Annotated in this window: 26 protein-coding genes; 20 read left to right on the top strand and 6 right to left on the bottom strand. The window is 54.9% G+C overall.

What is annotated here, in order from left to right; genetic code table 11:
- The first annotated feature begins 29 nt into the window (after nt 1-29).
- The 14 genes from acuI to ACR0BD_RS15700 all read left to right on the top strand — a co-directional run bounded on the left by acuI (nt 30) and on the right by ACR0BD_RS15700 (nt 12979).
- On the top strand, nt 30-1025 hold the full coding sequence (gene acuI / locus ACR0BD_RS15635; protein ID WP_480831795.1) for an acryloyl-CoA reductase: 996 nt from the start codon (nt 30-32) through the stop codon (nt 1023-1025).
- 185 nt (nt 1026-1210) lie between these two features.
- The gene (gene frr / locus ACR0BD_RS15640; RefSeq protein ID WP_480693457.1) at nt 1211-1774 is read left to right on the top strand and encodes a ribosome recycling factor; all 564 of its coding nucleotides are present in this window, start codon (nt 1211-1213) and stop codon (nt 1772-1774) included.
- A gap of 8 nt (nt 1775-1782) precedes the next feature.
- A complete protein-coding gene (locus ACR0BD_RS15645; RefSeq protein ID WP_480831797.1) occupies nt 1783-2514 on the top strand; it encodes an isoprenyl transferase in 732 nt (243 codons plus the stop codon).
- Complete coding sequence (locus tag ACR0BD_RS15650) at nt 2511-3293, top strand: phosphatidate cytidylyltransferase (protein WP_480831799.1); 783 nt, start codon at nt 2511-2513, stop codon at nt 3291-3293. The genes ACR0BD_RS15645 and ACR0BD_RS15650 overlap by 4 nt, the downstream gene beginning before the upstream one ends.
- Nucleotides 3293-4465, top strand: coding sequence for a 1-deoxy-D-xylulose-5-phosphate reductoisomerase (gene dxr, locus ACR0BD_RS15655; protein WP_480831801.1), 1173 nt, complete (start codon nt 3293-3295; stop codon nt 4463-4465). Before ACR0BD_RS15650 ends, dxr begins: the two co-directional genes overlap by 1 nt.
- Before the next feature lie 4 nt (nt 4466-4469).
- On the top strand, nt 4470-5822 hold the full coding sequence (gene rseP / locus ACR0BD_RS15660) for an RIP metalloprotease RseP (protein WP_480693464.1): 1353 nt from the start codon (nt 4470-4472) through the stop codon (nt 5820-5822).
- 88 nt (nt 5823-5910) lie between these two features.
- The gene (locus ACR0BD_RS15665; RefSeq protein ID WP_480693465.1) at nt 5911-6039 is read left to right on the top strand and encodes a hypothetical protein; all 129 of its coding nucleotides are present in this window, start codon (nt 5911-5913) and stop codon (nt 6037-6039) included.
- 223 nt (nt 6040-6262) lie between these two features.
- A complete protein-coding gene (bamA, locus tag ACR0BD_RS15670) occupies nt 6263-8527 on the top strand; it encodes an outer membrane protein assembly factor BamA (RefSeq protein ID WP_480707014.1) in 2265 nt (754 codons plus the stop codon).
- A gap of 7 nt (nt 8528-8534) precedes the next feature.
- Nucleotides 8535-9119, top strand: a complete 585-nt coding sequence (locus ACR0BD_RS15675) for an OmpH/Skp family outer membrane protein (protein WP_480831804.1) — start codon at nt 8535-8537, stop codon at nt 9117-9119.
- Nucleotides 9120-9191: 72 nt separating this feature from the next.
- Complete coding sequence (gene fabZ / locus ACR0BD_RS15680) at nt 9192-9665, top strand: 3-hydroxyacyl-ACP dehydratase FabZ (RefSeq protein ID WP_480693471.1); 474 nt, start codon at nt 9192-9194, stop codon at nt 9663-9665.
- A complete protein-coding gene (gene lpxA, locus ACR0BD_RS15685) occupies nt 9662-10447 on the top strand; it encodes an acyl-ACP--UDP-N-acetylglucosamine O-acyltransferase (protein WP_480831805.1) in 786 nt (261 codons plus the stop codon). Before fabZ ends, lpxA begins: the two co-directional genes overlap by 4 nt.
- A gap of 4 nt (nt 10448-10451) precedes the next feature.
- On the top strand, nt 10452-11246 hold the full coding sequence (locus ACR0BD_RS15690; RefSeq protein WP_480831807.1) for an LpxI family protein: 795 nt from the start codon (nt 10452-10454) through the stop codon (nt 11244-11246).
- Nucleotides 11246-12400, top strand: coding sequence for a lipid-A-disaccharide synthase (lpxB, locus tag ACR0BD_RS15695; protein ID WP_480831809.1), 1155 nt, complete (start codon nt 11246-11248; stop codon nt 12398-12400). The genes ACR0BD_RS15690 and lpxB overlap by 1 nt, the downstream gene beginning before the upstream one ends.
- Nucleotides 12401-12403: 3 nt before the next feature.
- Complete coding sequence (locus ACR0BD_RS15700; protein WP_480831811.1) at nt 12404-12979, top strand: cadmium resistance transporter; 576 nt, start codon at nt 12404-12406, stop codon at nt 12977-12979.
- Between the two features lie 42 nt (nt 12980-13021).
- Here the strand turns inward: ACR0BD_RS15700 and mnmA are convergent, their stop codons facing one another.
- The gene (gene mnmA / locus ACR0BD_RS15705) at nt 13022-14167 is read right to left on the bottom strand and encodes a tRNA 2-thiouridine(34) synthase MnmA (RefSeq protein ID WP_480831813.1); all 1146 of its coding nucleotides are present in this window, start codon (nt 14165-14167) and stop codon (nt 13022-13024) included.
- A 128-nt stretch (nt 14168-14295) separates the two neighbouring features.
- Between mnmA and sciP the strand changes: the two genes are divergently transcribed.
- From sciP to ACR0BD_RS15730, 5 genes are all read left to right on the top strand, one after another.
- Complete coding sequence (gene sciP / locus ACR0BD_RS15710) at nt 14296-14589, top strand: CtrA inhibitor SciP (RefSeq protein ID WP_480693483.1); 294 nt, start codon at nt 14296-14298, stop codon at nt 14587-14589.
- Between the two features lie 82 nt (nt 14590-14671).
- Nucleotides 14672-15388 carry a response regulator transcription factor CtrA gene (ctrA, locus tag ACR0BD_RS15715; RefSeq protein WP_480693485.1) on the top strand — a complete coding sequence of 239 codons (717 nt, stop codon included), beginning with the start codon at nt 14672-14674 and terminating at the stop codon, nt 15386-15388.
- Between the two features lie 124 nt (nt 15389-15512).
- Nucleotides 15513-17639 (top strand): NAD-dependent DNA ligase LigA, encoded by a 2127-nt coding sequence (ligA, locus tag ACR0BD_RS15720; protein ID WP_480831815.1) that lies wholly within the window; start codon nt 15513-15515, stop codon nt 17637-17639.
- Nucleotides 17636-19726, top strand: coding sequence for an ATP-dependent DNA helicase RecG (recG, locus tag ACR0BD_RS15725; protein WP_480831816.1), 2091 nt, complete (start codon nt 17636-17638; stop codon nt 19724-19726). Before ligA ends, recG begins: the two co-directional genes overlap by 4 nt.
- A 101-nt stretch (nt 19727-19827) precedes the next feature.
- A complete protein-coding gene (locus tag ACR0BD_RS15730; RefSeq protein WP_480693489.1) occupies nt 19828-19950 on the top strand; it encodes a hypothetical protein in 123 nt (40 codons plus the stop codon).
- A gap of 185 nt (nt 19951-20135) precedes the next feature.
- Here ACR0BD_RS15730 and ACR0BD_RS15735 read toward each other — a convergent pair whose 3' ends face one another.
- Nucleotides 20136-20774 (bottom strand): MarC family protein, encoded by a 639-nt coding sequence (locus ACR0BD_RS15735; protein WP_480693490.1) that lies wholly within the window; start codon nt 20772-20774, stop codon nt 20136-20138.
- Nucleotides 20775-20832: 58 nt separating this feature from the next.
- The gene (locus ACR0BD_RS15740) at nt 20833-21285 is read right to left on the bottom strand and encodes an iron-sulfur cluster assembly scaffold protein (RefSeq protein ID WP_480831818.1); all 453 of its coding nucleotides are present in this window, start codon (nt 21283-21285) and stop codon (nt 20833-20835) included.
- Nucleotides 21286-21333: 48 nt separating this feature from the next.
- Between ACR0BD_RS15740 and hisI the strand changes: the two genes are divergently transcribed.
- Nucleotides 21334-21723 (top strand): phosphoribosyl-AMP cyclohydrolase, encoded by a 390-nt coding sequence (hisI, locus tag ACR0BD_RS15745; RefSeq protein WP_480693494.1) that lies wholly within the window; start codon nt 21334-21336, stop codon nt 21721-21723.
- Here the strand turns inward: hisI and gluQRS are convergent.
- Genes gluQRS through trmFO form a run of 3 tightly spaced genes read right to left on the bottom strand, consistent with a single transcriptional unit; the run spans nt 21709 to nt 24594 of the window.
- Nucleotides 21709-22605, bottom strand: a complete 897-nt coding sequence (gluQRS, locus tag ACR0BD_RS15750) for a tRNA glutamyl-Q(34) synthetase GluQRS (RefSeq protein ID WP_480831820.1) — start codon at nt 22603-22605, stop codon at nt 21709-21711. The two genes, hisI and gluQRS, sit on opposite strands and share 15 nt — an antisense overlap.
- Nucleotides 22602-23216 carry a class I SAM-dependent DNA methyltransferase gene (locus ACR0BD_RS15755; RefSeq protein WP_480693497.1) on the bottom strand — a complete coding sequence of 205 codons (615 nt, stop codon included), beginning with the start codon at nt 23214-23216 and terminating at the stop codon, nt 22602-22604. Before ACR0BD_RS15755 ends, gluQRS begins: the two co-directional genes overlap by 4 nt.
- A gap of 37 nt (nt 23217-23253) precedes the next feature.
- Entirely contained in the window at nt 23254-24594 is a 1341-nt protein-coding gene (gene trmFO / locus ACR0BD_RS15760; protein ID WP_480831822.1) for a methylenetetrahydrofolate--tRNA-(uracil(54)-C(5))-methyltransferase (FADH(2)-oxidizing) TrmFO, read from the bottom strand.
- Nucleotides 24595-24751: the final 157 nt, after the last annotated feature.

Here is a 24751-nt window from a genome sequence, read left to right on the forward strand (position 1 = left end):
GATCTGTTGATAACGAAAGGAATATTGTGATGTTCAATGCACTGGTCATGGACAAGGATGAAGAAACTGGCTTGGCCAGCCCATCGGTCAAGCAACTGTCGGTCGATGATTTGCCAAATGGAGAGGTCACCGTTGCCGTCGAGTATTCCACGGTCAACTACAAGGACGGACTATGCATGTCTCCGAAAGGGGGCGGATTGGTTCGCAACTATCCGCATGTTCCGGGTATCGATTACAGCGGTACGGTCGAAGCGTCCTCGGATGATCGTTATAAACCGGGTGACAAGGTTGTTCTGACAGGTTGGCGCGTGGGTGAGGCGCATTGGGGCGGCTATTCACAAAAGGCCAACGCTTTGGCCGACTGGTTGGTTCCGCTTCCGGAAGGGCTGGATACACGTCAGGCGATGGCAGTGGGAACCGCCGGATTTACTGCAATGTTGGCCGTTATGGCACTGGAAGATCATGGTCTTAAGCCCGATCATGGACCGGTTCTTGTGACGGGTGCCGCAGGCGGCGTCGGCTCGGTTGCAACGGCGATCCTTGCAAATCTGGGCTATGAGGTTGCAGCTGTGACAGGTCGCGCAGAAGCTGGTGAATATCTCAAGTCGCTTGGTGCAACAACAATTGTGCCGCGCGATGACCTTAACGAAACGGTCAAACGTCCGCTTGAAAGTGAAACCTGGGCAGGCTGTGTGGACGCGGTCGGCGGTGAAATGCTGGCCCGCGTACTGGGGCAGATGAAATACGGCGCGTCCGTTTCCGCAGTTGGCCTTGCCGGAGGCGCTGGGTTGCCGGCAACAGTTATTCCCTTCCTTCTGCGCGGCGTGAATCTGCTGGGCATCGACAGCGTGATGCAGCCCTTCGACAACCGGGTGCGCGCATGGAAACGTGTCGCCACGGACCTGCCGATGGACAAGCTTGAGGCCATGGTTCACCCCGCTGGCCTCAGCGATTTGCCACAATTGGGTGCAGATATCCTGAAAGGACAGGTCAAAGGCCGTGTCGTTGTGGACGTAAACGCCTGAACCTAAACCAAGTCTGTAGATCGGCCGAGCCACGCTGCGGCCGATCTCTTTGCCTACGAATGACCGCGAAAATGCCGGAAACAGCTCTGGTCATTGGCGCATTTCCCGATCACTATTGCTATACATCCCGATTGTGATGGCTTATGAGCCTTGCAAACAGCACCGGAAGACGGGGAGTGAGCAGAATGTCTGACGATTTTGAACTGGACACCGACGATCTGAAGCGCCGCATGGATGGCGCGATGGCCAATCTCAAGACCGAGTTCGCGTCTTTGCGAACGGGGCGGGCATCAGCTTCGATGCTGGAACCGGTCATGGTTGATGCCTATGGATCGATGACGCCCATCAACCAAGTTGGTACGGTTAACGTACCCGAGCCACGAATGGTGACTGTCAATGTCTGGGACAAGGGTCTCGTCGGCAAAGTGGAAAAAGCCATTCGGGAAAGCGGTCTGGGGATCAACCCTCAACTAAACGGCACCATTATCATGCTGCCGATCCCCGAGCTTAACGAAGAACGTCGCCGCGAGCTTGGTAAAGTTGCGGGGCAATATGCTGAACATGCGCGGGTTTCGATCAGAAACGTCCGTCGGGACGGCATGGACCAGATCAAGAAAGCCAAGGCGGATGGGATGTCTGAGGACGATCAAAAGCTCTGGGAAAGCGAAGTTCAGGATCTGACCGACGAGATGATCAAAGCTGTGGACGCCGCGCTAGAAACCAAGCAATCCGAGATTATGCAGGTCTGAGCGAGAAAATGCCCGATACTGCGCATACGGCCCCGATCGATGGCCCGCATCACGTTGCCATTATTATGGATGGCAACGGGCGTTGGGCACAGGCGCGTGGTCGCCCCAGGCTATTTGGGCATCAGGCCGGTGCTCGCCGCGTACGGGACGTTGTCGAAGCCTGTCCGGAACTCGGCATTAAGTACCTGACCGTTTTTGCTTTTTCCACCGAGAACTGGAAACGCACTCAGGCGGAAGTTGCCGGATTGATGAGTCTTTTTCGTAGATACATCATTAAGGAAACCGCAAACTTGACTAAAAATGGCGTCCGCGTGCGGTTTATTGGCGATCGCGTGCGCCTTGACGCCAAGTTAGTGGACCTAATGGACACGCTTGAGGATGCCACTAAGGACAATGATCTGGTGCACCTGACCATTGCGCTGAACTACGGCGGGCGGGATGAAGTTGCGCGCGCAACCAAGCGCCTCGCCAAGGATGTAGCGGAAGGGCGCTTGAAGCCTGAAGAGGTAGATGAAGAAACCCTCCCTAAATATCTGGATACACATGTTCTTCCTGATCCGGATTTGGTGATCCGTACAAGCGGTGAGGCTCGGATATCGAACTTTCTGCTTTGGCAGTCGGCCTATTCCGAATACGAGTTCATCGATACGCTTTGGCCCGACTTTACCGCCGAAGAGCTGGGCCGCCTGTGCCGCAACTTCGGAAGCCGCGAGCGGCGCTACGGAGCGGTTCCAGCATGAGCGAAGGCCGATGGTCTGACCTTACCGCGCGTGTTCTGTCTGCCGCCGTTCTCGTCGCGATCGGAGCGATCGAAGTTTGGCTCGGCGGGCTGTGGTTCGAGGCGTTTATTGCCGTCGCGTGCGGTTTGATGACCTGGGAACTGGTTCGCATGATTGACCCAGACAAACCAGGCATTGCGATCCAGCTTTCCATTTTGACCGGTGTTGCTGTGGTGCTAAGCTTCCATCTACCACCCTTGTACAAACTGCCATTTTTACTTGCGCCTGCGTTGGTCGGGGCCGGGCAGGTGAGCCGTGCGAAGGGAACCTATGCGCTCTTTGCGATTTGGATCGCAGCCGCTGGTTTGGGCTTTATTTCCATCCGAGAGAACATGGGGTTCGGCTGGATGGTGTGGTTGATTTCAGTGGTCGTTGCCACTGATGTTGCTGGTTATTTTGTAGGCAAGGCCGTTGGCGGCCCAAAGTTTTGGCCCAAGGTCAGCCCCAAGAAGACGTGGTCCGGCACTGCCGGAGGATGGGCTGCCGCTGCATTGGTCGGTGCTGTTTTTGCGGTTTATGCCGGTTTTGGGTTTTTGTTTGTGGTTGTCTCTGTGTTGGCTTCTATGGCCAGTCAGGCAGGCGACATCGTTGAAAGTGCGACTAAACGTAAATTCGGCGTGAAAGACAGCTCTAACCTTATTCCCGGTCACGGAGGGTTCCTGGATCGGTTCGACGGTATGATGGGCGCCGCCTTGTTCGTACTGATTGCCGGATTGCTATATGCGCCAGGGACGATGTAATGCGCAGAGTAACGATTTTAGGTTCTACGGGTTCGATCGGGCAGAACACTCTGGATTTGATTGACCGAGCCCCTGATGCCTATGACGTCGTTGCATTGACTGGTGGCGCGAATATTGAGCAACTCGCTCGAGACGCACGCCGTCTGAATGCACAGATTGCCGTTACTGCCCACGAAGACCGCTTGGACGACTTGCGGGAAGCCTTGGCTGGCAGCAATGTTGAAGTCGCCGCAGGCGCCACTGCGCTGACCGAAGCTGCCGCTCGGCCCGCAGATTGGGTTATGTCTGCAATCGTTGGTGCCGCTGGCTTGCCACCGGGGCTAGAGGCGCTGAAGCAAGGGGCAACACTAGCCCTTGCGAACAAGGAAACCTTAGTCTGCGCAGGCGCTTTGGTCCTCGAAACCGCACAAAAGTTTGAGGCACGTTTGTTACCCGTGGACAGTGAGCATTCCGCGGTGTTTCAGGCGCTCAACGGAGAAAATCTCGATACGGTCGAACGGATCATTATCACCGCCAGTGGCGGTGCTTTCCGCGACTGGCCATTGTCAGATCTGGCTTCGGCCACGGTTGAACAAGCCTCCAACCATCCGAACTGGAATATGGGGCAACGCATCACAATCGATAGTGCGTCGATGTTCAACAAGGCGCTCGAGGTCATAGAAACAAAAGAGTTTTTCGGCGTTTCCCCGGACCAAATAGAAGTCGTTGTTCACCCCGAATCCATCGTTCATGCATTGGTGGGCTTCAACGATGGCGCGGTGATGGCGCATATGGGCGCCCCGGACATGCGGCATGCCATTGGGTATGCGCTCAACTGGCCTGACCGAAACGACTTACCGGTTGAACGCCTGGACCTCGCCAAGCTTGGTCAGCTTCGGTTCCACCAACCGGACGAAGCGCGGTACCCGGCCTTAAGGCTCGCGCGCCACGTGATGGAGCAGGGCGGTCTTTCCGGTGCTGTGTTCAACGCAGCAAAGGAACGCGCGCTGGATCATTTTATTGCCAAGAAAATCCGGTTTCTTGAAATGGCCGAGATGGTTGAGATCGTTCTGAACCGGTTTGAAGGTGAAAATAGTGTGATTGATGCGCCTCTCACACTTGATAACATACTGCAAACGGACCATTTGGCACGGATGTGGGTGGATGAGGCCGTAGCCCAACGAGCAGGATAAAACTTTGGACGTACTTTCTCTGATCCCTCAATTTGGCAATTTGCTCTATACGATAGCAGCGTTTGTTATCGCGTTGTCCGCGATCGTGGCGGTGCATGAGTACGGACATTACATCGTTGGCCGCTGGTCAGGCATTCATGCCGAAGTATTTTCGATAGGTTTCGGGCCTGTTTTGTGGAGCCGCGTCGACAAACGCGGTACGCGGTGGCAAATCGCGGCCTTGCCGTTTGGGGGATACGTCAAGTTTCTGGGAGATGCGAACGCCGCTTCGGGCAAGGACGAGGCAGCGATGTCAGAAATTTCGCAACAGACTCCGGAACAGTTGCGCCGCACAATGCATGGAGCACCTCTTTGGGCCCGCGCAGCAACAGTTGCAGCAGGCCCGGCGTTTAATTTCGCGATGTCGATCCTTGTCTTCGGTCTGATTTTTCTGTCGCAAGGCGTGACCAAAGACCCGCTCACTATTGGAAAGCTTTACCCGTTGCCGGGAACGGTTCAGGAACTGCGGGAAGGGGACGAAATCGTTGCCATCGCCGGTGTGCCATTGCCTGACTTTGATCAAGATGAATCGTGGTCCGAGTTCGTTGATGCGTTGCCGATGCAACCGGTTCTTGATTACACCGTTTTACGCGATGGCGAGACGTTGGACGCAACCGGGCCATGGCTATTTCCTGCTTTAATCCAACAAGTTGTGCCACGCAGTGCAGCCATGGATATCGACCTAAAGCAAGGTGACGTGATCTCTGCAGTGAATGGTGAACCTATTTTCGCGTTTGATCAGTTAAAAGAGTTCGTCGAAGGATCCGACGGCAAAGCTCTTTTGCTGGACGTCTGGCGCGATGGGGCCGATTTGGAGTTTGCACTCGTACCGCGTAGAACCGACGAGCCACAGAGCGACGGCGGTTTTGTCACCCATTGGCGCATTGGTATTGTCGGTGGAATGATGCTGGAACCCGAGACCGTCCCAGCCGGTTTTGTAGAGTCGTTCACGGGTGGCGTTCGCCAGACCCTTCGAATTGTCGATGGCTCATTGTCGGGTCTGTGGCACATGATCACGGGTGCGATCAGCACTTGTAACATGTCAGGACCGATTGGAATTGCTGAGACTTCTGGTGCCATGGCCAGCCAAGGTGCACAGAACTTTATCTTTTTCATCGCCGTGTTGTCTACGGCTGTTGGGCTTCTAAACCTGTTCCCGATACCGGCTTTAGACGGCGGACATCTTTTGTTTTACGCCTATGAAGCCGTGGCAGGTAAGCCACCAAGCGACGGGGTACTGCGGGTATTGATGGGTATAGGCGTCTCGTTGATCCTCGGACTGATGGTATTCTCAGTGACCAATGATCTGTTTTGCTAAATAAGGCACAGACTGCGCGTTGTAGCCCAAATCCTGCCTCATTTGGACGTTATCTTCGTCTTGAACTTATAACGCCCTAGAGGTTGCTATGACACGAGCGCTGAAAAAGTCGTACAAAAGCTTCAGCTTCTTATTTGTGCTGAATTGGGACTCGATTCTGTTTTTCGGGGCCACCGCTCTGGCCATGTTGGGATGCGCCTTTTTGCTGACCATGTGATTCTCGGCGGCAAATAAAAACGTCAGTAAGCGGCCGACTCGGCCGCTTTCCTTTTTTGGCCTTTTGACAAGGTAAATTAATCTCGCTACTCACCATTAAAGTCCTAATATTTTGGGTAGAGAAAAATATGACTGATAGGCGAGGCGCAGGCACATCCTGCGGGGGGCAGAAGCGAGCAAACAACATTTTGTGGCGCGCGCTATCCGCAGTTTCTTTTGTGTTTATGGTTGGTTTTATTGCTGCACCGCAAGCAGCACAGGCGCAGAATTTTACCATCAACTCGTTCGATGTTGACGGAAACCAGAGGATCGAAACTGCGACGATTATTTCGCAAACAGGTATCCAACCGGGGCAGACCGTTTCCGCTGGCGAATTGAATGACGCCTTTCAGCGTTTGCTTGACAGTGGTCTTTTTGAAACAGTCGAACTGACACCTCAGGGCAGCACCTTGCTGATTGAGGTCCAGGAATACCCAACGATCAATCAGATTAGCATCGAAGGAAACAGACGCGTCAAAGACGATGTCCTGATCGAAGCTATCTCGTCTCAGCCGCGCCGCGTGTTTACTCCGCAAGTCGCGGAAGCCGACGCAGATCTGATCGCGCAGATATATTCAGCGCAGGGTCGTGTGTCTGCGACGGTTATCCCGCGGATCATCCGCCGGAGCGATAACCGCGTCGACTTGGTCTTTGAAGTTGCCGAAGGAACGACCATCGAAATCGAGCGCGTCAGTTTTGTTGGAAACCGCGCGTTTTCAGACCGTCGACTGCGCCGTGTTCTTGAAACCAAACAGGCAAACGTACTTCGGACCTTCTTTCGGGGTGACACGTTCATCGCCGACCGGATTGAATTCGACAAACAGGTTATCCGTGATTTCTACCTGTCGCGCGGTTATGTAGACTTCCGCGTCAACAGCACCAATGTGGAGTTCACGCAAGAGCGTGACGCGTTCTTCCTGGTGATGAACATCACAGAAGGGCAGAAGTTCTCGTTTGGTAATATCACAACCGTCAGCGAGATCCCCGGTGTGAACGCTGCAGAGTATCAAGCAGCTTTGAAAATTAAGCCCGGTGTCACATATACCCCGTCCTTGGTCGAGAATTCCATCGCGCGCCAGGAACGTCTGGGTATCAAACAGGGCGTGGATTTCCTGCGAGTGGAGCCTCGGGTTACCCGGAACGCACGCGATCTTACGCTGGACGTCGAATTTGTTCTGACCAGAGGCCCTCGCATTTTTGTTGAGCGGATTGATATTGAGGGCAACACAACGACATTGGACCGTGTCATCCGACGTCAGTTTGACACTGTTGAGGGTGATCCCTTCAACCCGCGTGAAATCCGGCAGGCTGCAGAACGTATCCGCGCCCTTGGGTTCTTTGCGTCTGCGGATGTAGAGCCGCGCGAAGGATCGAGCCCGAGCCAAGTTATCGTGGATGTCGACGTAGAAGAACAGCCGACAGGTTCTTTGAGCCTTGGCGGTAGTTTCTCGGTCTCGGACGGCTTCGGGATCGCAGTCGGCTTGAGCGAATCCAACTTTTTGGGACGTGGTCAAACTATCGGCCTGAACCTATCGACCGCGCAGGATGCGGAACAATACACTCTTAACTTTACCGAGCCGTTTCTGCTGGGGCGCAGATTGCGCTTTGACTTAGGTTTGGGACTAGCAACCACCAACTCAAGCTTTGCAAGTTTCGACACTGAACGCCTCTTCTTTAACCCGCAACTCAGCTATGCCATTGGTGAGCTTTCTTCCTTGCGCCTACGCTACAACTGGGAAGAGAGCGAAATGACTCAACAAAGCGGTGAGGTCAACGGAGCCGTAATTGCTTCTGAAATCGCTCAAGGTGAGCGGACTGCCAGCTCACTGGGTGTTTCCTATGTTTACGACAGCCGTCTAGGTGGCCTGAACCCAAATGCAGGTGTTCTCTTCGAAGTCGGTGTTGATGCCGCAGGGTTGGGTGGGGACAATGAATTCTACCGAACCACTGCTCGTGCCATTGCCCAGCAGCGCGTTCTGAACGAAGAAGTTGTTCTGCGTGCGTCGCTGGAACTTGGCGCGCTGCGTTGGACAGGTGACGACTTTAGCAGGACGATTGACCGCTTTGTATTGGGACCCAACACATTCCGTGGGTTTGAACCTTCGGGGATCGGACCTCGCGACCTGTCAAACGGTCAGGATGATGCGATCGGCGGCAACTATTTCTGGGTGGCTCGCTTTGAAGCGGACTTCCCCTTGGGCCTGCCAGAGGAACTTGGGCTCCGCGGTGGTCTCTTCTATGACGTTGGCAACCTCTACAACCTCGATGACGTAAACACTGCGGGCGCTGATATCGTGGGTGAGGATGGCTCGATCCGCCATGTGATCGGTGTCTCAGTTCTTTGGGATACGCCTTTCGGGCCGCTGCGCTTCAACTTCTCCAAGGCTTTGGTGAAAGAAGACTTTGACCAAGAGCAGAACTTTGACCTGACTATTCAGGCCCGGTTCTGAGCCATTCATGGGCGGCTTTCTAAAGTCCAGTCTACAGGGCCCTTTGTGGGCCCTGCATGTTTTTCTGGTTGCCCTTTGTGCGGTGCCCGCTCAGGCGCAACAACTGGGCATCCCGCAAACATCAGTGCTGACGATCTCCAGTGAGAGGCTTTACGCAGACTCGGCTTTCGGTCGGAGGGTCTTGGGTGAGATTGAAGCCGAAGGCGCATTGCTATCGGAAGAAAACGAACGGATCGTGGCCGAGCTTAGTAAAGAAGAAAAAGAACTCACTGAACAGCGCGCGCAGTTGTCTCCCGAAGAATTTCGGCCATTGGCAGAGGCCTTCGATCAAAAAGTGCAATCTCAACGAGATGGACAGCGGGCCAAACTGGACGCTTTGGCACGTCGTAACGAAGAAGCGCAGCAGTTTTTCTTCGAAACGATCCAGCCGGTGTTGATTGACCTTCTGCGTGAGTCGAGTGCTACGGTTATCATTGAACGGTCCAGCGTCTTTCTAAGCTCGGACCGAACAGATGTGACTGACATCGCTATCGCACGGATCAACGAAAGGATCGGGGACGGAAGCGCCCTGGAAAACAGAACCGAACAATAGGTTTGCTTGCCCTTGGGGCGCGGTGTTGCTAACCACGCCTCAACGAGAAATCCATAGCAGGACAAAGACAAGATGACCACGGAAACCAAAAGCGCAGACATTCAGCTGATCCAGCGGATATTGCCGCATCGTTACCCGTTTCTGCTGGTCGATAAAGTCGTGGACATTTCCGGGTATCATTCTGCTGTCGGTATTAAGAACGTCACGATGAATGAGCCCCACTTCCAAGGGCACTTCCCCGGGACGCCAATTATGCCCGGCGTCACAATCGTTGAGGCCATGGCGCAGACTGCGGGTGTCATGCTGGGCGTTGGAATGGACGTGATCGACAGCGAGCTGCTCATCTATTTCATGAATATCGACAAGTGCAAATTCCGCCGCAAGGTTGTTCCCGGCGACGTACTGGAAATGCATGTCGAAACCGTACGCGGCAAAAAGGGTGGCAAGATCTTCAAGTTCAGTGGGCGCGCGACCGTTGACGGTGAAGTTGCCGCGGAAGCCGAATTTTCCGCCTATGTCGATTGGGACATGGAAAAGACAACATGAGCGGTATCCATCCAAGCGCAATTGTCGAAGATGGCGCGCAGATTGGTGAAGACTGCGTCATCGGACCGTTCTGTTATGTTGGTAGCAAAGTAAAACTGGCGGACCGGGTCGAGTTAAAATCACATGTGGTCGTCACGGGTGAGACCTCTGTCGGCGAAGAAACAATCATCTTCAATTTCTCGGTCATCGGTGAAATCCCGCAGGATCTTAAGTTTGGCGGTGAAGACACCAAGCTGGAAATCGGCAAACGCAACCGTATTCGCGAACATGTAACGATAAACACCGGAACCAAGGGTGGCGGTGGTGTCACGCGGATCGGCGATGATTGCTTGTTTATGGCCGGTGTGCATGTGGCCCATGATGTGCAGATCGGGAACAGGGTGATCATGGTGAATCATGCTGGTGCTGCTGGCCACTGCATTATCGAAGACGATGTTATTGTGGGCGGTATTTCGGGATTGCACCAATGGGTACGTGTTGGCCGGGGCGCGATTATCGGGGCGCTGACCATGGTACCGAATGATGTCATTCCCTACGGCCTTGTCCAGGCACCGCGCGGGGAACTTGATGGCCTGAACCTTGTCGGCCTCAAACGGCGCGGTGTATCGCGCGAGGATATCTCGGCCTTGCGGGCTGCCTTCAAAGAGCTCTCGACCGGCGAGGGGACCTTTATGGAGCGCGCGCAAAGGGTCGGTGCCGACAACGAGAGCGACTATGTCCAGCGAATCGTGGATTTCGTGACCGGTCAATCGGACCGCTCGTTCCTTACCCCTAGGAAGTGATCCGATGCTGGCCTTGATTGCTGGAACAGGTGTTCTGCCCGGTGAAGTGGTCGCGCAATTGCAAGAGCGACCGCTGATCTGTGCAATGGAAGGGTTTGAACCTGAGTCGGTTGCCGCCGATATTGTATTTCCGTTGGAGCATCTTGGTTCATTCATCGCAGACCTTCAGACTCGGGGCATTACAGACCTTTGTCTGGCAGGTGCCGTTCGGCGTCCTGCGGTCGATCCGACGCGTATTGATGCCGCAACTTTGCCGCTGGTGCCCATCATTCAAAAAGCGATGACGTCAGGTGACGACGGTGCCTTGCGCGCAGTTATAGGCATATTCGAGGACGCGGGCCTGACGATGCGTGCCGCTCACGAGATTGCGCCTGGCCTATTGCCGCCGCTCGGATGCCTGACCGGGGCGCAACCTTCCGCAGGCGACCTGTCAGACGCGGACCGTGCTGCCGGCATATTAATTGGTATGGGGGCCGCAGATATCGGGCAAGCTTGCGCGGTATCAAAGGGTCAGGCGCTGGCGGTGGAAAGCATTTATGGAACGGCCTGGATGCTGCAATCGTTGACTCAACGGCCCGACGCCGGTGGCGGTATTTTGTTCAAAGGACCCAAGCCCGGACAAGACCGCCGTGCGGATTTGCCAGCGATTGGGCCGGACACGCCCGCCAGTGTCGTGGCTGCAGGATTGTCAGGCATTGTCGTCGAAAAGGGCGGTGTATTGGTTCTGCAAAAAGACCGCGTCATCGAGGAATGCAACCGTTTAGGTATCTTCCTTTACGTACGCGAGCGGTCGAATTGATGCGTGTCTTTCTGGTCGCCGGTGAACCATCGGGCGACCGTTTGGGCGGCGCTTTAATGCAGGGTTTGCAAGAACTTCATCCTGACGTGATCTTTGATGGCGTCGGGGGGCCGCTGATGCAGGCACAGGGACTGGTCAGTCGCTTTCCGATGGCGGAGTTGTCAGTCATAGGTTTGGTCGAGGTTCTGCCGAAATTCTTCCATCTTAAACGTCGAATATCCGAGACAGCGCAGGCCGTTCTCGAAACCAAGCCCGATGTCCTGATCACAATTGACAGCCCTGATTTTTCGCTACGCGTTGCAAAGCTGGTCAAAGCCCAAAGCGACATCCGGACAGTTCACTACGTGGCCCCCAGCGTATGGGCCTGGCGACCGGGACGGGCGGACAAAATGGCCAAGGTGATTGACCATGTTCTGGCCCTATTACCGTTCGAGCCACCCTATATGGAGCGGGCAGGGATGGAGTGCGATTTTGTCGGCCATCCCGTCGCCAGCGAACCCGCAGCTGCAGACGAGGACATTCGCGCCTTTCGTCAGACGTATGGTCTGGGTGATGCACCGATTGTGCTGGCACTACCCGGATCCCGCCGCGGAGAAGTCGACAGGCTGGCGCCTGTCTTCGGCGATGCTTTGCGTTTGTACATAAACGATCATCCGAATACACGGGTCGTTGTGCCGACGGTGGCTCATATGGTCGAGGCCGTTTCAGAACACTGTAAGTCCTGGCCGGGATCGCCAGTCATAGTAGACACTCGCGCTTTGAAATCAGACGAGGCCGCGCGCGTTAAACGCGCCGCTTTTGCGGCCGCTGATTTAGCTCTGGCGGCATCGGGTACTGTTTCCCTTGAACTGGCCGCGCAAGCGACGCCAATGGTGATCGCATACCGTCTAAGCTGGCTGACCCAGAAAATGGCTGAGCGGATGGTCAAGCTAGATACGGTCACCTTGGTAAACCTTGTCTCTGAAACCCGTACAGTCCCTGAATGCCTGTTGGACGATTGCCATCCCGAGCGCATTGCGGCGGCCTTGGGTGAAGTCGCCAAGGATCCACAGGCACAACGCCACGCAATGGATCTTACGATGGAGCGTCTGGGCCGTGGTGGTGAGGCACCCGGACTGCGCGCTGCCCGAGCCGTTTTGCAAAGAATGTCCTAGCCAATGCTGGAACAAATTCTGTTTGCACTGTCCGCGTCTATTGTGACGATTTCGACCAATCTCGACAATCTGGTGGTACTGTTCGGCTTGGTCATGGTCAGCAACGCGCGCCGGGCCGTGGCCGGGTTTGCCGCAGCTCAGATTTGCGTTTTGCTCGCTTCGTTGGCCATAGCGAGCGGCCTTAGCCAAAGCGGCTTTCTGACATGGATCGGTTATCTGGGTATCATTCCGTTGGTTTTGGGGCTGCGGGGCCTTTGGCACCAATACACACAAGATCATACCGCTGATGTTCAGGACCGCAGTGATACTTCTTCCATTCTCGTCTTGTTTCTAAGCCTGTCCATCGACACGTTGGCTGCGATGACTCCGTTGATGGCGGATTCAACCGCGCCATTCCGTTTGGCTGCTTTGATCGGCGCCGGGTTGGCGATTGCAGCACTGGCAATCATCGCGTTGGTAGGAGCGCCGCGCGCCCAAAGCCTCGCCCCACGCTTTGCAAGGCTCGAGCGTTTTACTCCATACGTAATGATCTCGGTCGGGTTATATATTCTGGTGAACACGCCCACTGACGTTCTTTGAGTTCTACGTTTTTTAGGCGCGCTGCCCAAGATGTTCCTGCGCTCAATACCCGCGCCAGATCCATCCACCACCAAAGATGCGACTACCCTCTGACGCGTAAAACACACAGGCCTGACCGGGTGACACGCCTTCTTCCGGGGTAAACAGTTCAACTTCGGCCGTCGTGTCTGACAGAGGCCTTACGATTGCTTCGCGCGGTGGACGGGTTGATCGGACTTTGACCGAAACGTGCCATTCTTTTTGCGAGGTGAACGGAGCATCGCCAAGCCAGTTGATTTCACGCACAGGAATTGTACGCGTCGCCAAAAGATCTTTTGGGCCGACAACCACCTGCTTTTTGTCGACGTCCAGTTTGACCACGTAAAGTGGCTCGCTTAGACCACCGATACCAAGGCCACGGCGCTGACCGATTGTATAGTGAATAACGCCGTTGTGCTGTGCCAAAACGCGACCGTCGGCATGGACGATCTCGCCCGGCTCGGCCGCACCTGGCCGAAGCTTTTCAATCACGCTGGCATAGTTTCCGTTCGGCACAAAACAAATGTCCTGACTGTCCGGCTTGTCAGCGACTGCCAACCCATATTGCGCCGCCATCTCGCGCGTTGCGTCTTTTGACGGCAGGTGACCCAGCGGAAAGCGCAGGAAATCCAGTTGCTCGGGCGTTGTCGAAAACAGGAAATAGGATTGATCCCGGTTTGCGTCTTCAGCGCTATGCAATTCCGGGCCGTTGGAGCCCATCTTGCGTTGGATGTAATGTCCGGTGGCCATGCAGTCGGCCTCGAGGTCCTTGGCCGTTTCCAACAGATCCTTGAACTTTACCCGCTCATTGCAACGTATGCAGGGGACAGGGGTCGCGCCCGCCAGATAACTATCGGCGAATTCGTCAATCACGGCATCTTTGAAGATGTTCTCATAGTCCAACACGTAATGGGGAAAGCCGCGCTCCTCCGCCACGCGCCGCGCATCGTGGATGTCGATCCCCGCGCAACATGCGCCTTTCTTGGCCAACGCCGCACCGTGGTCGTAAAGCTGGAGCGTCACGCCCACTACATCATAGCCCTGATCGGCCAGATGAGCGGCCACAACAGAACTGTCCACGCCTCCGGACATGGCTACGACCACCCGTGTCTCAGCGGGCGGTTTGGCGAAGCCAAGCGAGTTCAGCGGTGTCTCGGTATCGAGTGCCATGACGATTCCAGTGCGGGTTAAGAAAGACCGGCAGAATATAGGAAAATTCTACACACTCTCAAGAGGCGGTTTCACCGCACATTAAGTAGGCTCGGGTCAGCTTTGTGGTAACTGGAAAGGTATGAACGATGTATTTGCACAAAGTTGAAGGCCCAAGATCCGTAACTCTGCCGGATGGAACAGTTTTATCGCGTGCAGACCTTCCGCCGGACGACACGACCCGTTGGGTGGCATCACGTAAGGTCATTGTCGTCCGCGGCGTTCTTTATGGGCTGATCAGCTTATCGGATGCGAAAAAGCGTTACGGCCTCAGCGATGAAGAGTTCAACTCGTGGGTTTCAGCAGTTGCCGAACACGGAACGGATGCTTTGAAGGCAACGGCGCTAAAAAAATATCGACAACCTAAAGATGAAAGTGAATAAACGATTCAACGGTAACGTCAGATTAACCATTTTTACGCAGGCTCAATTTGAATTGGTAAATTGAACCGAATTGGAGCAGTGAATGCGCATACTACTTGTCGAGGATGATCCAACGACATCCAAAAGCATCGAATTGATGTTGACGCACGCAAACCTCAACGTCTACGCGACAGACTTGGGTGAAGAGGGAATAGACCTCGCCAAACTCTACGACTATGACCTTATTCTATTGGACTTGAACCTACCCGATATGAATGGTCATGAGGTTCTGCGGCAGTTGCGTATCGCACGAGTAGAAACACCTATTCTGATTCTCTCCGGAGCCGATGATACCGAAAGTAAGATCAAAGGCTTTGGCTTCGGCGCTGACGACTACATGACGAAACCTTTCCATCGCGAGGAATTGGTCGCGCGAATCCACGCCATTATTCGCCGGTCCAAAGGGCATTCCCAGTCGATCATTCACACAGGCCGTGTGGCGGTGAACCTTGACGCAAAGACTGTCGAGGTTGAGGGCAAAACAGTCCACCTGACTGGCAAAGAGTACCAGATGCTCGAGTTGCTAAGCCTCAGAAAGGGGACAACACTCACCAAGGAAATGTTCCTCAATCACCTATACGGCGGCATGGATGAGCCAGAACTGAAAATCATCGACGTGTTTATTTGTAAATTGCGGAAGAAGCTCAGCAACGCGACCGGCGGTGACAACTATATCGAAACTGTTTGGGGCAGGGGCTATGTGCTGCGCGATCCTCAGGCAAACAGCGTGGATGCGCGTCGTATCGCCGTAGGAGCCTGAACTTTCTACTGCTCCTGGTTGCTTTGGTCCGGTGTAACCCCCTCACTCACGAAACAGCACATCTGGACCTGACCATGACCTCGCCCTATCACTGAGGTCCAAGAATACGTGACAGGGCGAGGCCATGAGCAATCCAATACCGGTTTCAGAGCTGACTAAAGAACAGGCGCGAGAAGAGCTCGCGTATCTTGCGGGTCAGCTTTCGCGCGCAAATCGCCTTTACCATGCTGAAGATGCGCCGGAAATCTCGGACGCAGAATACGACGCGCTGAAGGCGAGAAACTCCGCCATCGAAAGCCGTTTTCCGGATCTGAAACGTGCAGACAGCCCCTCGGACAAGGTGGGGGCGAGGGCGTCAGACGGGTTTTCAAAGGTCTCACATGCCGTTCGCATGCTTTCCCTGGGAAATGCGTTCGAAGATGAAGACGTCAAAGACTTCGCAAAGTCCATTCGGAAATACCTGGGTATGGACGAAGCAGCACCGCTGGCGTTTACGGCCGAGCCAAAGATTGATGGGCTTTCGCTATCTCTTCGATACGAAAAGGGAAAACTGGTTCAGGCCGCCACCCGAGGTGACGGTGAAGTCGGAGAAAACGTAACCCAGAACGCACGAACGATCGGTGATATTCCACAAGAGCTTGAAAATGCACCGGACGTGCTGGAAGTTCGGGGTGAAGTTTATATGTCACACGCGGATTTCGACGCCCTGAACGCAAGGCAGGCAGAAGCTGGGGAAAAGACCTTTGCTAACCCCAGAAACGCCGCAGCAGGTTCTTTGCGACAACTTGATGCCTCTATTACCCGTTCTCGGCCTCTAAAGTTTTTTGCCTATGCTTGGGGGGAGCTATCGCAGCCTTTGGCGGACACACAGTCTGGCGCGATTGAAAGATTAAAAACGTTAGGATTCTCGACCAACCCGCTGACAGAACGTTGCGAAACGCCCGAGCAACTGCTGGCGCATTATCGTGGGATTGAGGCGCAACGTTCCACGTTGGGTTATGATATTGACGGCGTCGTCTACAAAGTGGATGACCTGTCACTTCAATCCCGCTTGGGGTTTCGGTCAACCACACCACGATGGGCGATTGCGCATAAGTTCCCGGCCGAGCTGGCGTGGACACGCCTTGAAGCCATCGATATCCAAGTTGGACGCACAGGTGCGCTTAGCCCGGTGGCTCGCCTTCACCCAGTGACGGTTGGAGGGGTGGTTGTGTCGAACGCCACGTTGCACAACGAAGACTATATCGCGGGCATGGATGCCAAAGGGGTTCCTATCCGTGATGGCAAGGATATCCGTGTTGGCGATTGGGTACAGGTTTATCGGGCAGGCGATGTCATCCCAAAACTGGCAGACGTTGACACCTCCAAGCGCCCTCAATCGGCAACGCCTTTCGTGTTTCCCGTGACTTGCCCAGAGTGTCACAGCGACGCTGTACGCGAAGAAGGTGACGCCGTACGTCGATGCACTGGTGGCATTATTTGTCCAGCACAAGCCGTTGAAAAGCTGAAGCACTTCGTATCTCGCAAAGCGTTCGACATTGAGGGGCTCGGGGCCAAACAGATTGAAATGTTCTACGAAGACCCCGACTTGCCGATCAAAACGCCGTTCGACATTTTTACCCTCCAGACCCGAGATGCTGCAAATCTGAACAAACTCGCGAACCGTAAAGGATGGGGTGCCCAAAGTGCTGGAAACCTGTGGAGTGCCATCGACGAGAAGCGCGATATCCCGTTCGGCCGACTTCTGTTTGCACTTGGCATCCGCCACATGGGCGAAGCGGCCTCGAACCTCGTGGCGAACCACTATGGTGAATGGGGTGAGTTTGAACGCGCAGTAACCGCTGCCGCCGCCTTCGAAGGGCCAGAATGGGACGACTTGCTGGCCATAGACGGCGTCGGTGAAGTTATGGCGCGCGCCTTGGTTTCGGCGTTTGCACAAGACGCAGAACGCGAGATGATTGACGCACTTGTAGATCAACTCAATGTACAAGAGGCCAAGCGCCCGGACACATCGGGAAGCCCTGTAGCGGGAAAAACCGTCGTTTTCACTGGAACGCTGGAAAAAATGACCCGCGCCGAGGCGAAAGCCCGTGCCGAAGCATTGGGCGCCAAAGTATCAGGGTCGGTCAGCAAGAAGACGGATATTTTGGTTGCGGGGCCCGGAGCAGGGTCAAAGGCCAAAAAAGCCGCTGAACTCGGCATTGAAACCTTGGACGAAGACGGGTGGTTGCACCTGATAGGCACGGCATGAGTGGACGTCCTGAGCTTTTGTTTCCGCTGTTTGCGCGACTTGAGACGTTGGACGGTGTCGGTCCAAAGATCGCTCAGATCATGGCGCAGACGGGGATCGAGACCCCTCGGGACGTCCTGTTCAGCCTGCCTTATGCCGTCGTCGATCGCCGTCGACGTGATACGATACAGGGCGTCGACTTGCCAACGACCCTAACGGTCGAAGTCACGGTTGGCGCACATCGTCCTGCACGTAACAAGGGCGGCGCGTATAGGATCCATGTCGAAGACGCGCAGTCTGACTTTCAACTGGTTTTCTTCCACGCCAGAGGTGATTACCTGAAAAAGCTTCTTCCTGAAGGTTCGCGGCGTGTCATTTCCGGCAAACTCGAACTGTTTGATGGGCTCGCCCAGATGGTTCATCCAGACCATATGCTTCCGGTTGAGAACGCAGGAGATATTCCAGAGTTTGAGCCGGTTTATCATTTGACCCAAGGGGTTACCCAGAAAACTGCATTCAAAGCTGCGCGAAGTGCACTGTCAAAGTCGCCTGCGCTTGAAGAATGGATCGACCCAACACAGGTTCTGCAACAAGGCTGGCCAAGCTGGCACGAAGCGATTTTATCTGCGCATAACCCAAAAGGGGCTGACGACGTATCTGCGCACGCGATTTCGCGTCAAAGACTGGCGTATGATGAGTTGTTTGCCCATCAGGTGACATTGGCCTTGGCAAGACAGAGGGAACGCAAGGCCCGTGGATTGGTCAGCGTCGGTACAGGTGCATTGCAAGCTAAAGTCCTGTCTAGCCTTCCTTATCGCCCAACTGGTGCCCAGACCCGCGCGATAGACGATATCTCGAAAGACATGGCATCGCAGCATCGCATGAACAGGCTGCTGCAAGGTGATGTAGGCGCAGGTAAAACTCTGGTTGCGTTCATGGCGTTGCTGATAGCTGTCGAAGCGGGTGGTCAGGGTGTCATGATGGCGCCGACGGAAATACTCGCGCGCCAACACCTGGAAGGGTTACGCCCACTGGCCGAAGACGCAGGCGTCGTCCTTGAGATTTTGACTGGCCGTGACAAAGGCGCAGAGCGGCGCGCCAAACTGGCCGCCCTGAAACGAGGTGACATTCACATCCTTGTTGGGACACATGCGGTATTTCAAAGTGATGTCGAATTTAATGGGCTTCGTCTGGCTATCGTGGACGAACAACACCGCTTTGGCGTGCGCCAGCGCATGGAATTATCCGAAAAAGGGCAGGGTGCGGACGTTTTGGTCATGACTGCCACGCCGATACCTCGCAGCCTTGCGTTGGCCCAATATGGGGACATGGATGTTTCGATTCTGGACGAGAAACCTCCGGGGCGGAAACCGATAAAAACGGCTGTCATTAGCACCGAACGCATGGATGAAGTCGTTGCGCATCTAAGACGAGCTATTGACGAGGGCCGTCAATGCTATTGGGTTTGTCCGCTGGTCGACGAATCCGAAGTGTCCGACCTGACCGCGGCCGAAGAGCGTTTCAAACGCCTACGCGCTGTTCTAGGAGACGGTGTTGTGGGTCTGGTTCACGGGCAGATGCCCCCCGCGGATAAGGACGCAGCGATGAGCGCATTTCAGGAGGGGCAAACCAAGGTACTGGTCGCAACTACTGTGATCGAGGTTGGGGTCAATGTACCCAATGCTTCGATCATGGTGATCGAGCGCGCAGAAATCTTTGGGCTGGCTCAATTGCATCAGCTACGCGGGCGTGTGGGACGGGGCAGCGCGGATTCCACTTGTCTGTTGATGTACCAGCCCCCGCTAAGTGAAGGCGGGCGCAAAAGGCTGGAAGTGCTAAGGGAAACTGAAGACGGCTTCAAGATATCGGAAACCGATCTGCAAATGCGCGGCGCCGGAGATCTGATCGGAACAGCGCAATCCGGTTTGCCCAAATTTAAGATTGCTGATCTCGAGCGTCAGGCGAGCCTTATGGCCATTGCACAAACCGACGCGAGAACACTGTTGAGCAAAGACCCAAAACTGAGTTCAGCAAGGGGACAGGCCGTTCGCACACTGCTTTGGCTTATGAAACAGGATCAAGCGATACGTTTGATATCAGTGGGTTAAGTAAAAAGTTCGCAAATGTTCTCATAAAGTTCTTTACCGACTCGGAAAAATATGAGAACAAAAGGTCAACAAAGGATTAATTCTCTGACCGGAGGTGACCCATGCTGACACAGATCAAGACCGCTATCAGTCGCTCGCAAGCAACTTTGTTGCAGGATGCTGCGGGTGCGGTTTCTCTGGTTGTGATTTTGATGGTTGCCCTTCACGTACCCGGAGTGTTCTGACCCTTTCTGCCTGCGATCTCATGCCGATCAAGCCGCTCTGTCATCCCCATATCAGTCAAGGGTGACCTGCCTGTCCCAATTCCCTTGAGGGGGCCATGCCTCGGCCTCATGCGGTATTCCGGACCCCACATGAGACACGCATAGACTGCCGCCGCCCTTTCGCCCGGAAGGTGCGGCGGTTTTTTTTATAACTGACCAGTTTTCATGATTTCCAGCATCGCCGACAGTACCGAGTTCACCGCAACCGACGCTAATATCATTCCCATGACGCGGCTGATGATGGCGGCCCCCGAATGACCGATCAGCCTGATGATCGGCTCTGCCAAGAGCATTAAAACAAAAGCCACCGCAACAACTGAAATCATGACCAACGCCGTGATGCCCTGATCCGCCAGGCTATATCGGTTGTTGTCTGTCAAGATCACCACGGCCAGCATAGCACCAGGTGACGCCAACGAAGGCACAGCCAGAGGAAAGATTGCAGGATTGTGTTGATGCAGCTTGTCCTTTTGATCGTCTTTGGCCGCTTTTCGCTCAAGATCCTGTTTGCTTTCCCCAAAGATCATGGTCAGCGCGAACAAGAACAGAATTATTCCACCGGCCACCTGAAATGAATTCAGGCCGATATCCAATGCCTCGATCAGTAACTGACCAAACACCAGGAAGAACAGAAGAACCCCGGCACTGATGATCGATGCGACCAGCGCCATCTTCCGTCTGGCTGCGGCCTCGAGGCCTGCCGTGACCGCAATGAAAACTGGGATTGTGCCGATTGGATCTATTACGACCCAAAGCGTCACGAAGTGTTCGAGAAGATTGTTCAAACCGGTCACTCCCCTGATTTCACAGGAGGTTAGACTGGTTCACGAAAAAACGCCACGCTCAGGCGCAATTTGCCTGTTCGGCCTGTTCCATTGCTTCGGCCGTGGCGTCCATCGCCAATAGAATGGATGCGTGCCGGTTTTTGTAGTCGCGTGCGGGCATCAGGACTTCCAACCCGTCAAACGGCGCATCCGGGGCAGGGCCATCCTTTTTCAGCATCGCTGAAAGCTGATCCCGCGCGGTTTCCACCTGAGCCCGCGTCGCGCCGATAATAGCGCTGCCAACGACAGAGGCCGAAGCCTGACCCAGGGCACAAGCTTTCACGTCCTGACCAAAGGCCGAGATTCGACCGTCTTCAACCTTGACGTCTACAGTCACCGTGGATCCACATAATGGAGAGCGTTTTTTTACCGTCGCGTCCGGGTTATCAAGCCGTTCCAAATGAGGAATATCAGAAGCCAGCGCCAAAATGCGGCCAGAGTATAGCTTGATCAGGTCGTTTTCGCCGGACATGGCTTTCCCTCGTTGACTGTTCCCCATACATAGTGAGCATCCACCCGGATGCAAAAGGTTTTTAGCATGTCTGCGACAGTCACGTTCGACCCCTTAACACTAAAGTATAATGACGCAGGCTTAATTCCGGCCATTGCACAGGATGAGGCCACTGGCGAAGTTCTGATGATGGCATGGATGAACGTACAGGCCGTTTCGAAAACGCTGACATCAAAGCGAGTGACCTATTGGTCGCGTTCGCGTCAGGCATTTTGGGTGAAGGGTGAAAGCTCGGGTCATGTGCAGGAGCTGGTTGATCTGCGTGTGGACTGTGACCGTGATTGCCTGTTGCTGGTTGTGCGCCAAACCGGTCCTGCCTGCCACACCAATCGGCGCAGTTGTTTCTACACCGCTGTCCGCGACGGTGAAGAGGTCGAGCTCATGTCACCGATGATTTAAACCCAACATTGACCGAATTTCTTGAGCGCTGATCCCGTCAAAGCGGTACTTTGAAATAGCCCTGGCATCGTCTCGTTTAGCCAGCCGTTTACCTGCATCGTCACGCACCAGTTTGTGATGATGATAAACGGGCGTGGTTAGGTTGAGCAGAGCTTGCAGCAGCACATGAATGCGCGTTGCCTCAAACAAATCCTGACCGCGAACTACGTGAGTGATTTCCTGCTGCGCGTCATCCAACACGACGGAAAGGTGATAGGACGTTCCCATGCCGCGCCTACACAGGACGACATCACCTATTGTGGTCTGAAGCTCCAAACAACTGAAGGAAATCCAACCAGATTCTCCCCCAGGGCCCATTCCTGTTTCGGTAAAGCCGGCTTTGTTTTCGGCATGCTGGCCAAACAGGTGATCCGCTTGGTCAATGGCCGCTTCAATATCAAGCCGCAGCGGGATATTCTGCGGCATAGGGCCGATCCGGGCTGTCTTGTGGCGGCATGTGCCGGGGTAAATTAATCCGTCAGGGCCATGTAATGGCGCGCCTTCCTGCGGGGCGCTGATCGCTGCGGCGATATCTCGTCGATTGCAAGTGCATGGGTACAGCAATTCTTGCGCCCAAAGCCGCTGCAACGCTTCGTCGTATGCGGCCAGCCTTTCAGATTGGCGCATCACGGGGCGCGGCCAAGTCAGGCCAAGCCATTCCAGATCACTGTAGATCTCTTCCTCCCACTTCAGGCGAGACCGTGACTGGTCGATATCTTCGATCCTGAGCAGGAAAGAGCCGTTATTGGCCGCTGCCATATCGCTGGCAAGCATGGCGGAATACGCATGCCCCAGATGCAGCGGACCGGTCGGAGATGGAGCGAACCTTGTGGTGAATGTCACGCTTTTTCAACAATATAGACGTCGGAATTAAGTCCCGCACCCGGCAGGTGAGGACCGTATTCCCGAAATAGCAGCCGCGCTGCGCCCATATCAAGCCAATCATTCAGACGGGTCGTATACGAGTGATCCTTAAGTGTATGATCGTTAAACGAGAAAGCCAGAATCCCGCTCTTGGGCAACGCATGCATCAGCATGTCAAACACCTCTGGCGGAGCAGCCCCGGCACCGATCACACCGACCGCTGCAATTACATCATATGCGCCTTGTTTCACTGGGGTTTTGTTTTCCAGATCAAACAGGATCAGGTCCCGATAAATCCCTTTGGTCGCGGCGCCATCCAGCATTTCCTGGGTCGGGTCCATCCCGTCGATCACCTGAAACCCAGCCGCCCTCAGGGCTTCGCCCGACAATCCGGTACCGCATCCATAATCAAGAATAGGCTTTGTAGGCTGCGGTAGCTTGGACCATAGTGCATCGGCGACACGGGTGGGCGTGACGTATCCATTAGATCCCACCTCAGAGTCGTAAGAGGCGGCCCATTTTCGAAAGTGTTCGCGGGTGGCTTCGGGTGTGCTCAGCTTGTAGACATCGTCGAGAAATTTATCTGTCATGCTTCGATGTTAAGCCGCTGGCCCTGTCTGCGTCCAGTCAGCAATGCGTTAACCAGTTATTCCACTCGGATTTTGCACGGTCCGTATAGGCTTTGTACCGGTCTTTTCGGCCACGACGTCCGCCTTTCAAACCATCGACCGGACGGAACAGGCCGAAGTTCACGTTCATCGGCTGAAACGTTTTGGCTTCTGCACCGCCGGTAATGTGGTGGATTAGGGCACCCATCGCACTGTCCTGCGGAACCTCAGGCAACGTAAGCCCCAAGATTTCCGCGGCTGCCAGACGCCCAGCAAGCAAGCCCATGGCAGCGCTTTCAACATACCCCTCAACACCTGTGATCTGACCTGCGAACCGGATATTTGGCTTCGACTTCAGGCGCATCTGCGCGTCCAGCAGAGTAGGGGAGTTGATAAAGGTATTGCGGTGAATGCCCCCAAGACGGGCGAAACTGGCATTCTCCAAACCGGGGATCATGCGGAACACTTCGGTCTGAGCGCCGTATTTCATCTTGGTCTGGAAACCAACAATATTGAACAATGTTCCCAATGCATTGTCCCGCCGCAGCTGAACCACGGCATAGGGTTTCACGTCTGGCTGATGCGGGTTGGTTAACCCAACAGGTTTCATGGGGCCATGGCGCAAGGTCTCACGCCCTCGCTCGGACATAACCTCGATCGGTAGACACCCGTCGAAGTAGCCTGCGGTTTCACCCTCGTGAAACTCTGTCTTGTCGGCAGCCAACAGCGCGTCAATGAACGCTTCGTACTGATCACGATCCATAGGACAGTTCAGATAGGCCGTGCGTTCCTCTTCGGTTTCACCCTTGTCATAGCGCGACTGCATCCATGCTTGGCTCATGTCGATGCTTTCGGCATATACAATCGGCGCGATGGCATCGAAAAAGGCTAAGGCGTCCGCGCCGGTTTCAGCGCGAATAGCTTCACCCAGGGCTGAGGATGTCAGCGGCCCGGTCGCAATGATCCAGTGACCCTCTTCCGGCAGGGTCGTAACCTCTTCGCCCGTAATCTCGACACGTGGGTGCGCGCGCAGCTTTGCGGTGACGGATTCCGCAAAAGGATCACGGTCGACGGCAAGCGCGCCACCGGCAGGCAAACGGTGGGCATCTGCTGTGGTCATAATCAGGCCATGGGCTGCGCGCATTTCCCAATGCAACAAGCCCACGGCGTTTTGTTCGTCATCGTCCGAGCGGAACGAGTTCGAACATACCATCTCGGCCAGGTTTCCTGTTTGGTGCGCAAAGGTGCCGACTTGGGGCCTCATTTCGTGGATCACCACATCCACACCCATTTCCGCCGCCTGCCAGGCTGCCTCGGACCCGGCCATGCCGCCGCCCACGATATGCAATTTCTGTGTCATGCGCTGCCACATAGGGCACAGGAAAGCGCAACGCAAACCAATGCGTCTGGTTCTATTAAATTTTAGGGAATTTTGGGGTCGCCGCTGCGGGAATGTCGACGCCGGTGAGAGAAACCAGCTGGAGGGACCTTCCGCCCACGGCGACCCAAAAGAGTAT

This window comes from Ruegeria sp. G5, assembly GCF_056533365.1.

Bases quoted from the DNA above. Each gene is read 5' to 3' on its own strand.
- acuI (WP_480831795.1), top strand. From the start codon at position 30: ATGTTCAATGCACTGGTCATGGACAAGGATGAAGAAACTGGCTTGGCC.
- frr (WP_480693457.1), top strand. From the start codon at position 1,211: ATGTCTGACGATTTTGAACTGGACACCGACGATCTGAAGCGCCGCATG.
- ACR0BD_RS15645 (WP_480831797.1), top strand. From the start codon at position 1,783: ATGCCCGATACTGCGCATACGGCCCCGATCGATGGCCCGCATCACGTT.
- ACR0BD_RS15650 (WP_480831799.1), top strand. From the start codon at position 2,511: ATGAGCGAAGGCCGATGGTCTGACCTTACCGCGCGTGTTCTGTCTGCC.
- dxr (WP_480831801.1), top strand. From the start codon at position 3,293: ATGCGCAGAGTAACGATTTTAGGTTCTACGGGTTCGATCGGGCAGAAC.
- ACR0BD_RS15665 (WP_480693465.1), top strand. From the start codon at position 5,911: ATGACACGAGCGCTGAAAAAGTCGTACAAAAGCTTCAGCTTCTTATTT.
- bamA (WP_480707014.1), top strand. From the start codon at position 6,263: ATGGTTGGTTTTATTGCTGCACCGCAAGCAGCACAGGCGCAGAATTTT.
- ACR0BD_RS15675 (WP_480831804.1), top strand. From the start codon at position 8,535: ATGGGCGGCTTTCTAAAGTCCAGTCTACAGGGCCCTTTGTGGGCCCTG.
- fabZ (WP_480693471.1), top strand. From the start codon at position 9,192: ATGACCACGGAAACCAAAAGCGCAGACATTCAGCTGATCCAGCGGATA.
- lpxA (WP_480831805.1), top strand. From the start codon at position 9,662: ATGAGCGGTATCCATCCAAGCGCAATTGTCGAAGATGGCGCGCAGATT.
- ACR0BD_RS15690 (WP_480831807.1), top strand. From the start codon at position 10,452: ATGCTGGCCTTGATTGCTGGAACAGGTGTTCTGCCCGGTGAAGTGGTC.
- lpxB (WP_480831809.1), top strand. From the start codon at position 11,246: ATGCGTGTCTTTCTGGTCGCCGGTGAACCATCGGGCGACCGTTTGGGC.
- ACR0BD_RS15700 (WP_480831811.1), top strand. From the start codon at position 12,404: ATGCTGGAACAAATTCTGTTTGCACTGTCCGCGTCTATTGTGACGATT.
- mnmA (WP_480831813.1), bottom strand. From the start codon at position 14,167: ATGGCACTCGATACCGAGACACCGCTGAACTCGCTTGGCTTCGCCAAA.
- sciP (WP_480693483.1), top strand. From the start codon at position 14,296: ATGTATTTGCACAAAGTTGAAGGCCCAAGATCCGTAACTCTGCCGGAT.
- ctrA (WP_480693485.1), top strand. From the start codon at position 14,672: ATGCGCATACTACTTGTCGAGGATGATCCAACGACATCCAAAAGCATC.
- ligA (WP_480831815.1), top strand. From the start codon at position 15,513: ATGAGCAATCCAATACCGGTTTCAGAGCTGACTAAAGAACAGGCGCGA.
- recG (WP_480831816.1), top strand. From the start codon at position 17,636: ATGAGTGGACGTCCTGAGCTTTTGTTTCCGCTGTTTGCGCGACTTGAG.
- ACR0BD_RS15730 (WP_480693489.1), top strand. From the start codon at position 19,828: ATGCTGACACAGATCAAGACCGCTATCAGTCGCTCGCAAGCAACTTTG.
- ACR0BD_RS15740 (WP_480831818.1), bottom strand. From the start codon at position 21,285: ATGTCCGGCGAAAACGACCTGATCAAGCTATACTCTGGCCGCATTTTG.
- hisI (WP_480693494.1), top strand. From the start codon at position 21,334: ATGCAAAAGGTTTTTAGCATGTCTGCGACAGTCACGTTCGACCCCTTA.
- ACR0BD_RS15755 (WP_480693497.1), bottom strand. From the start codon at position 23,216: ATGACAGATAAATTTCTCGACGATGTCTACAAGCTGAGCACACCCGAA.
- trmFO (WP_480831822.1), bottom strand. From the start codon at position 24,594: ATGACACAGAAATTGCATATCGTGGGCGGCGGCATGGCCGGGTCCGAG.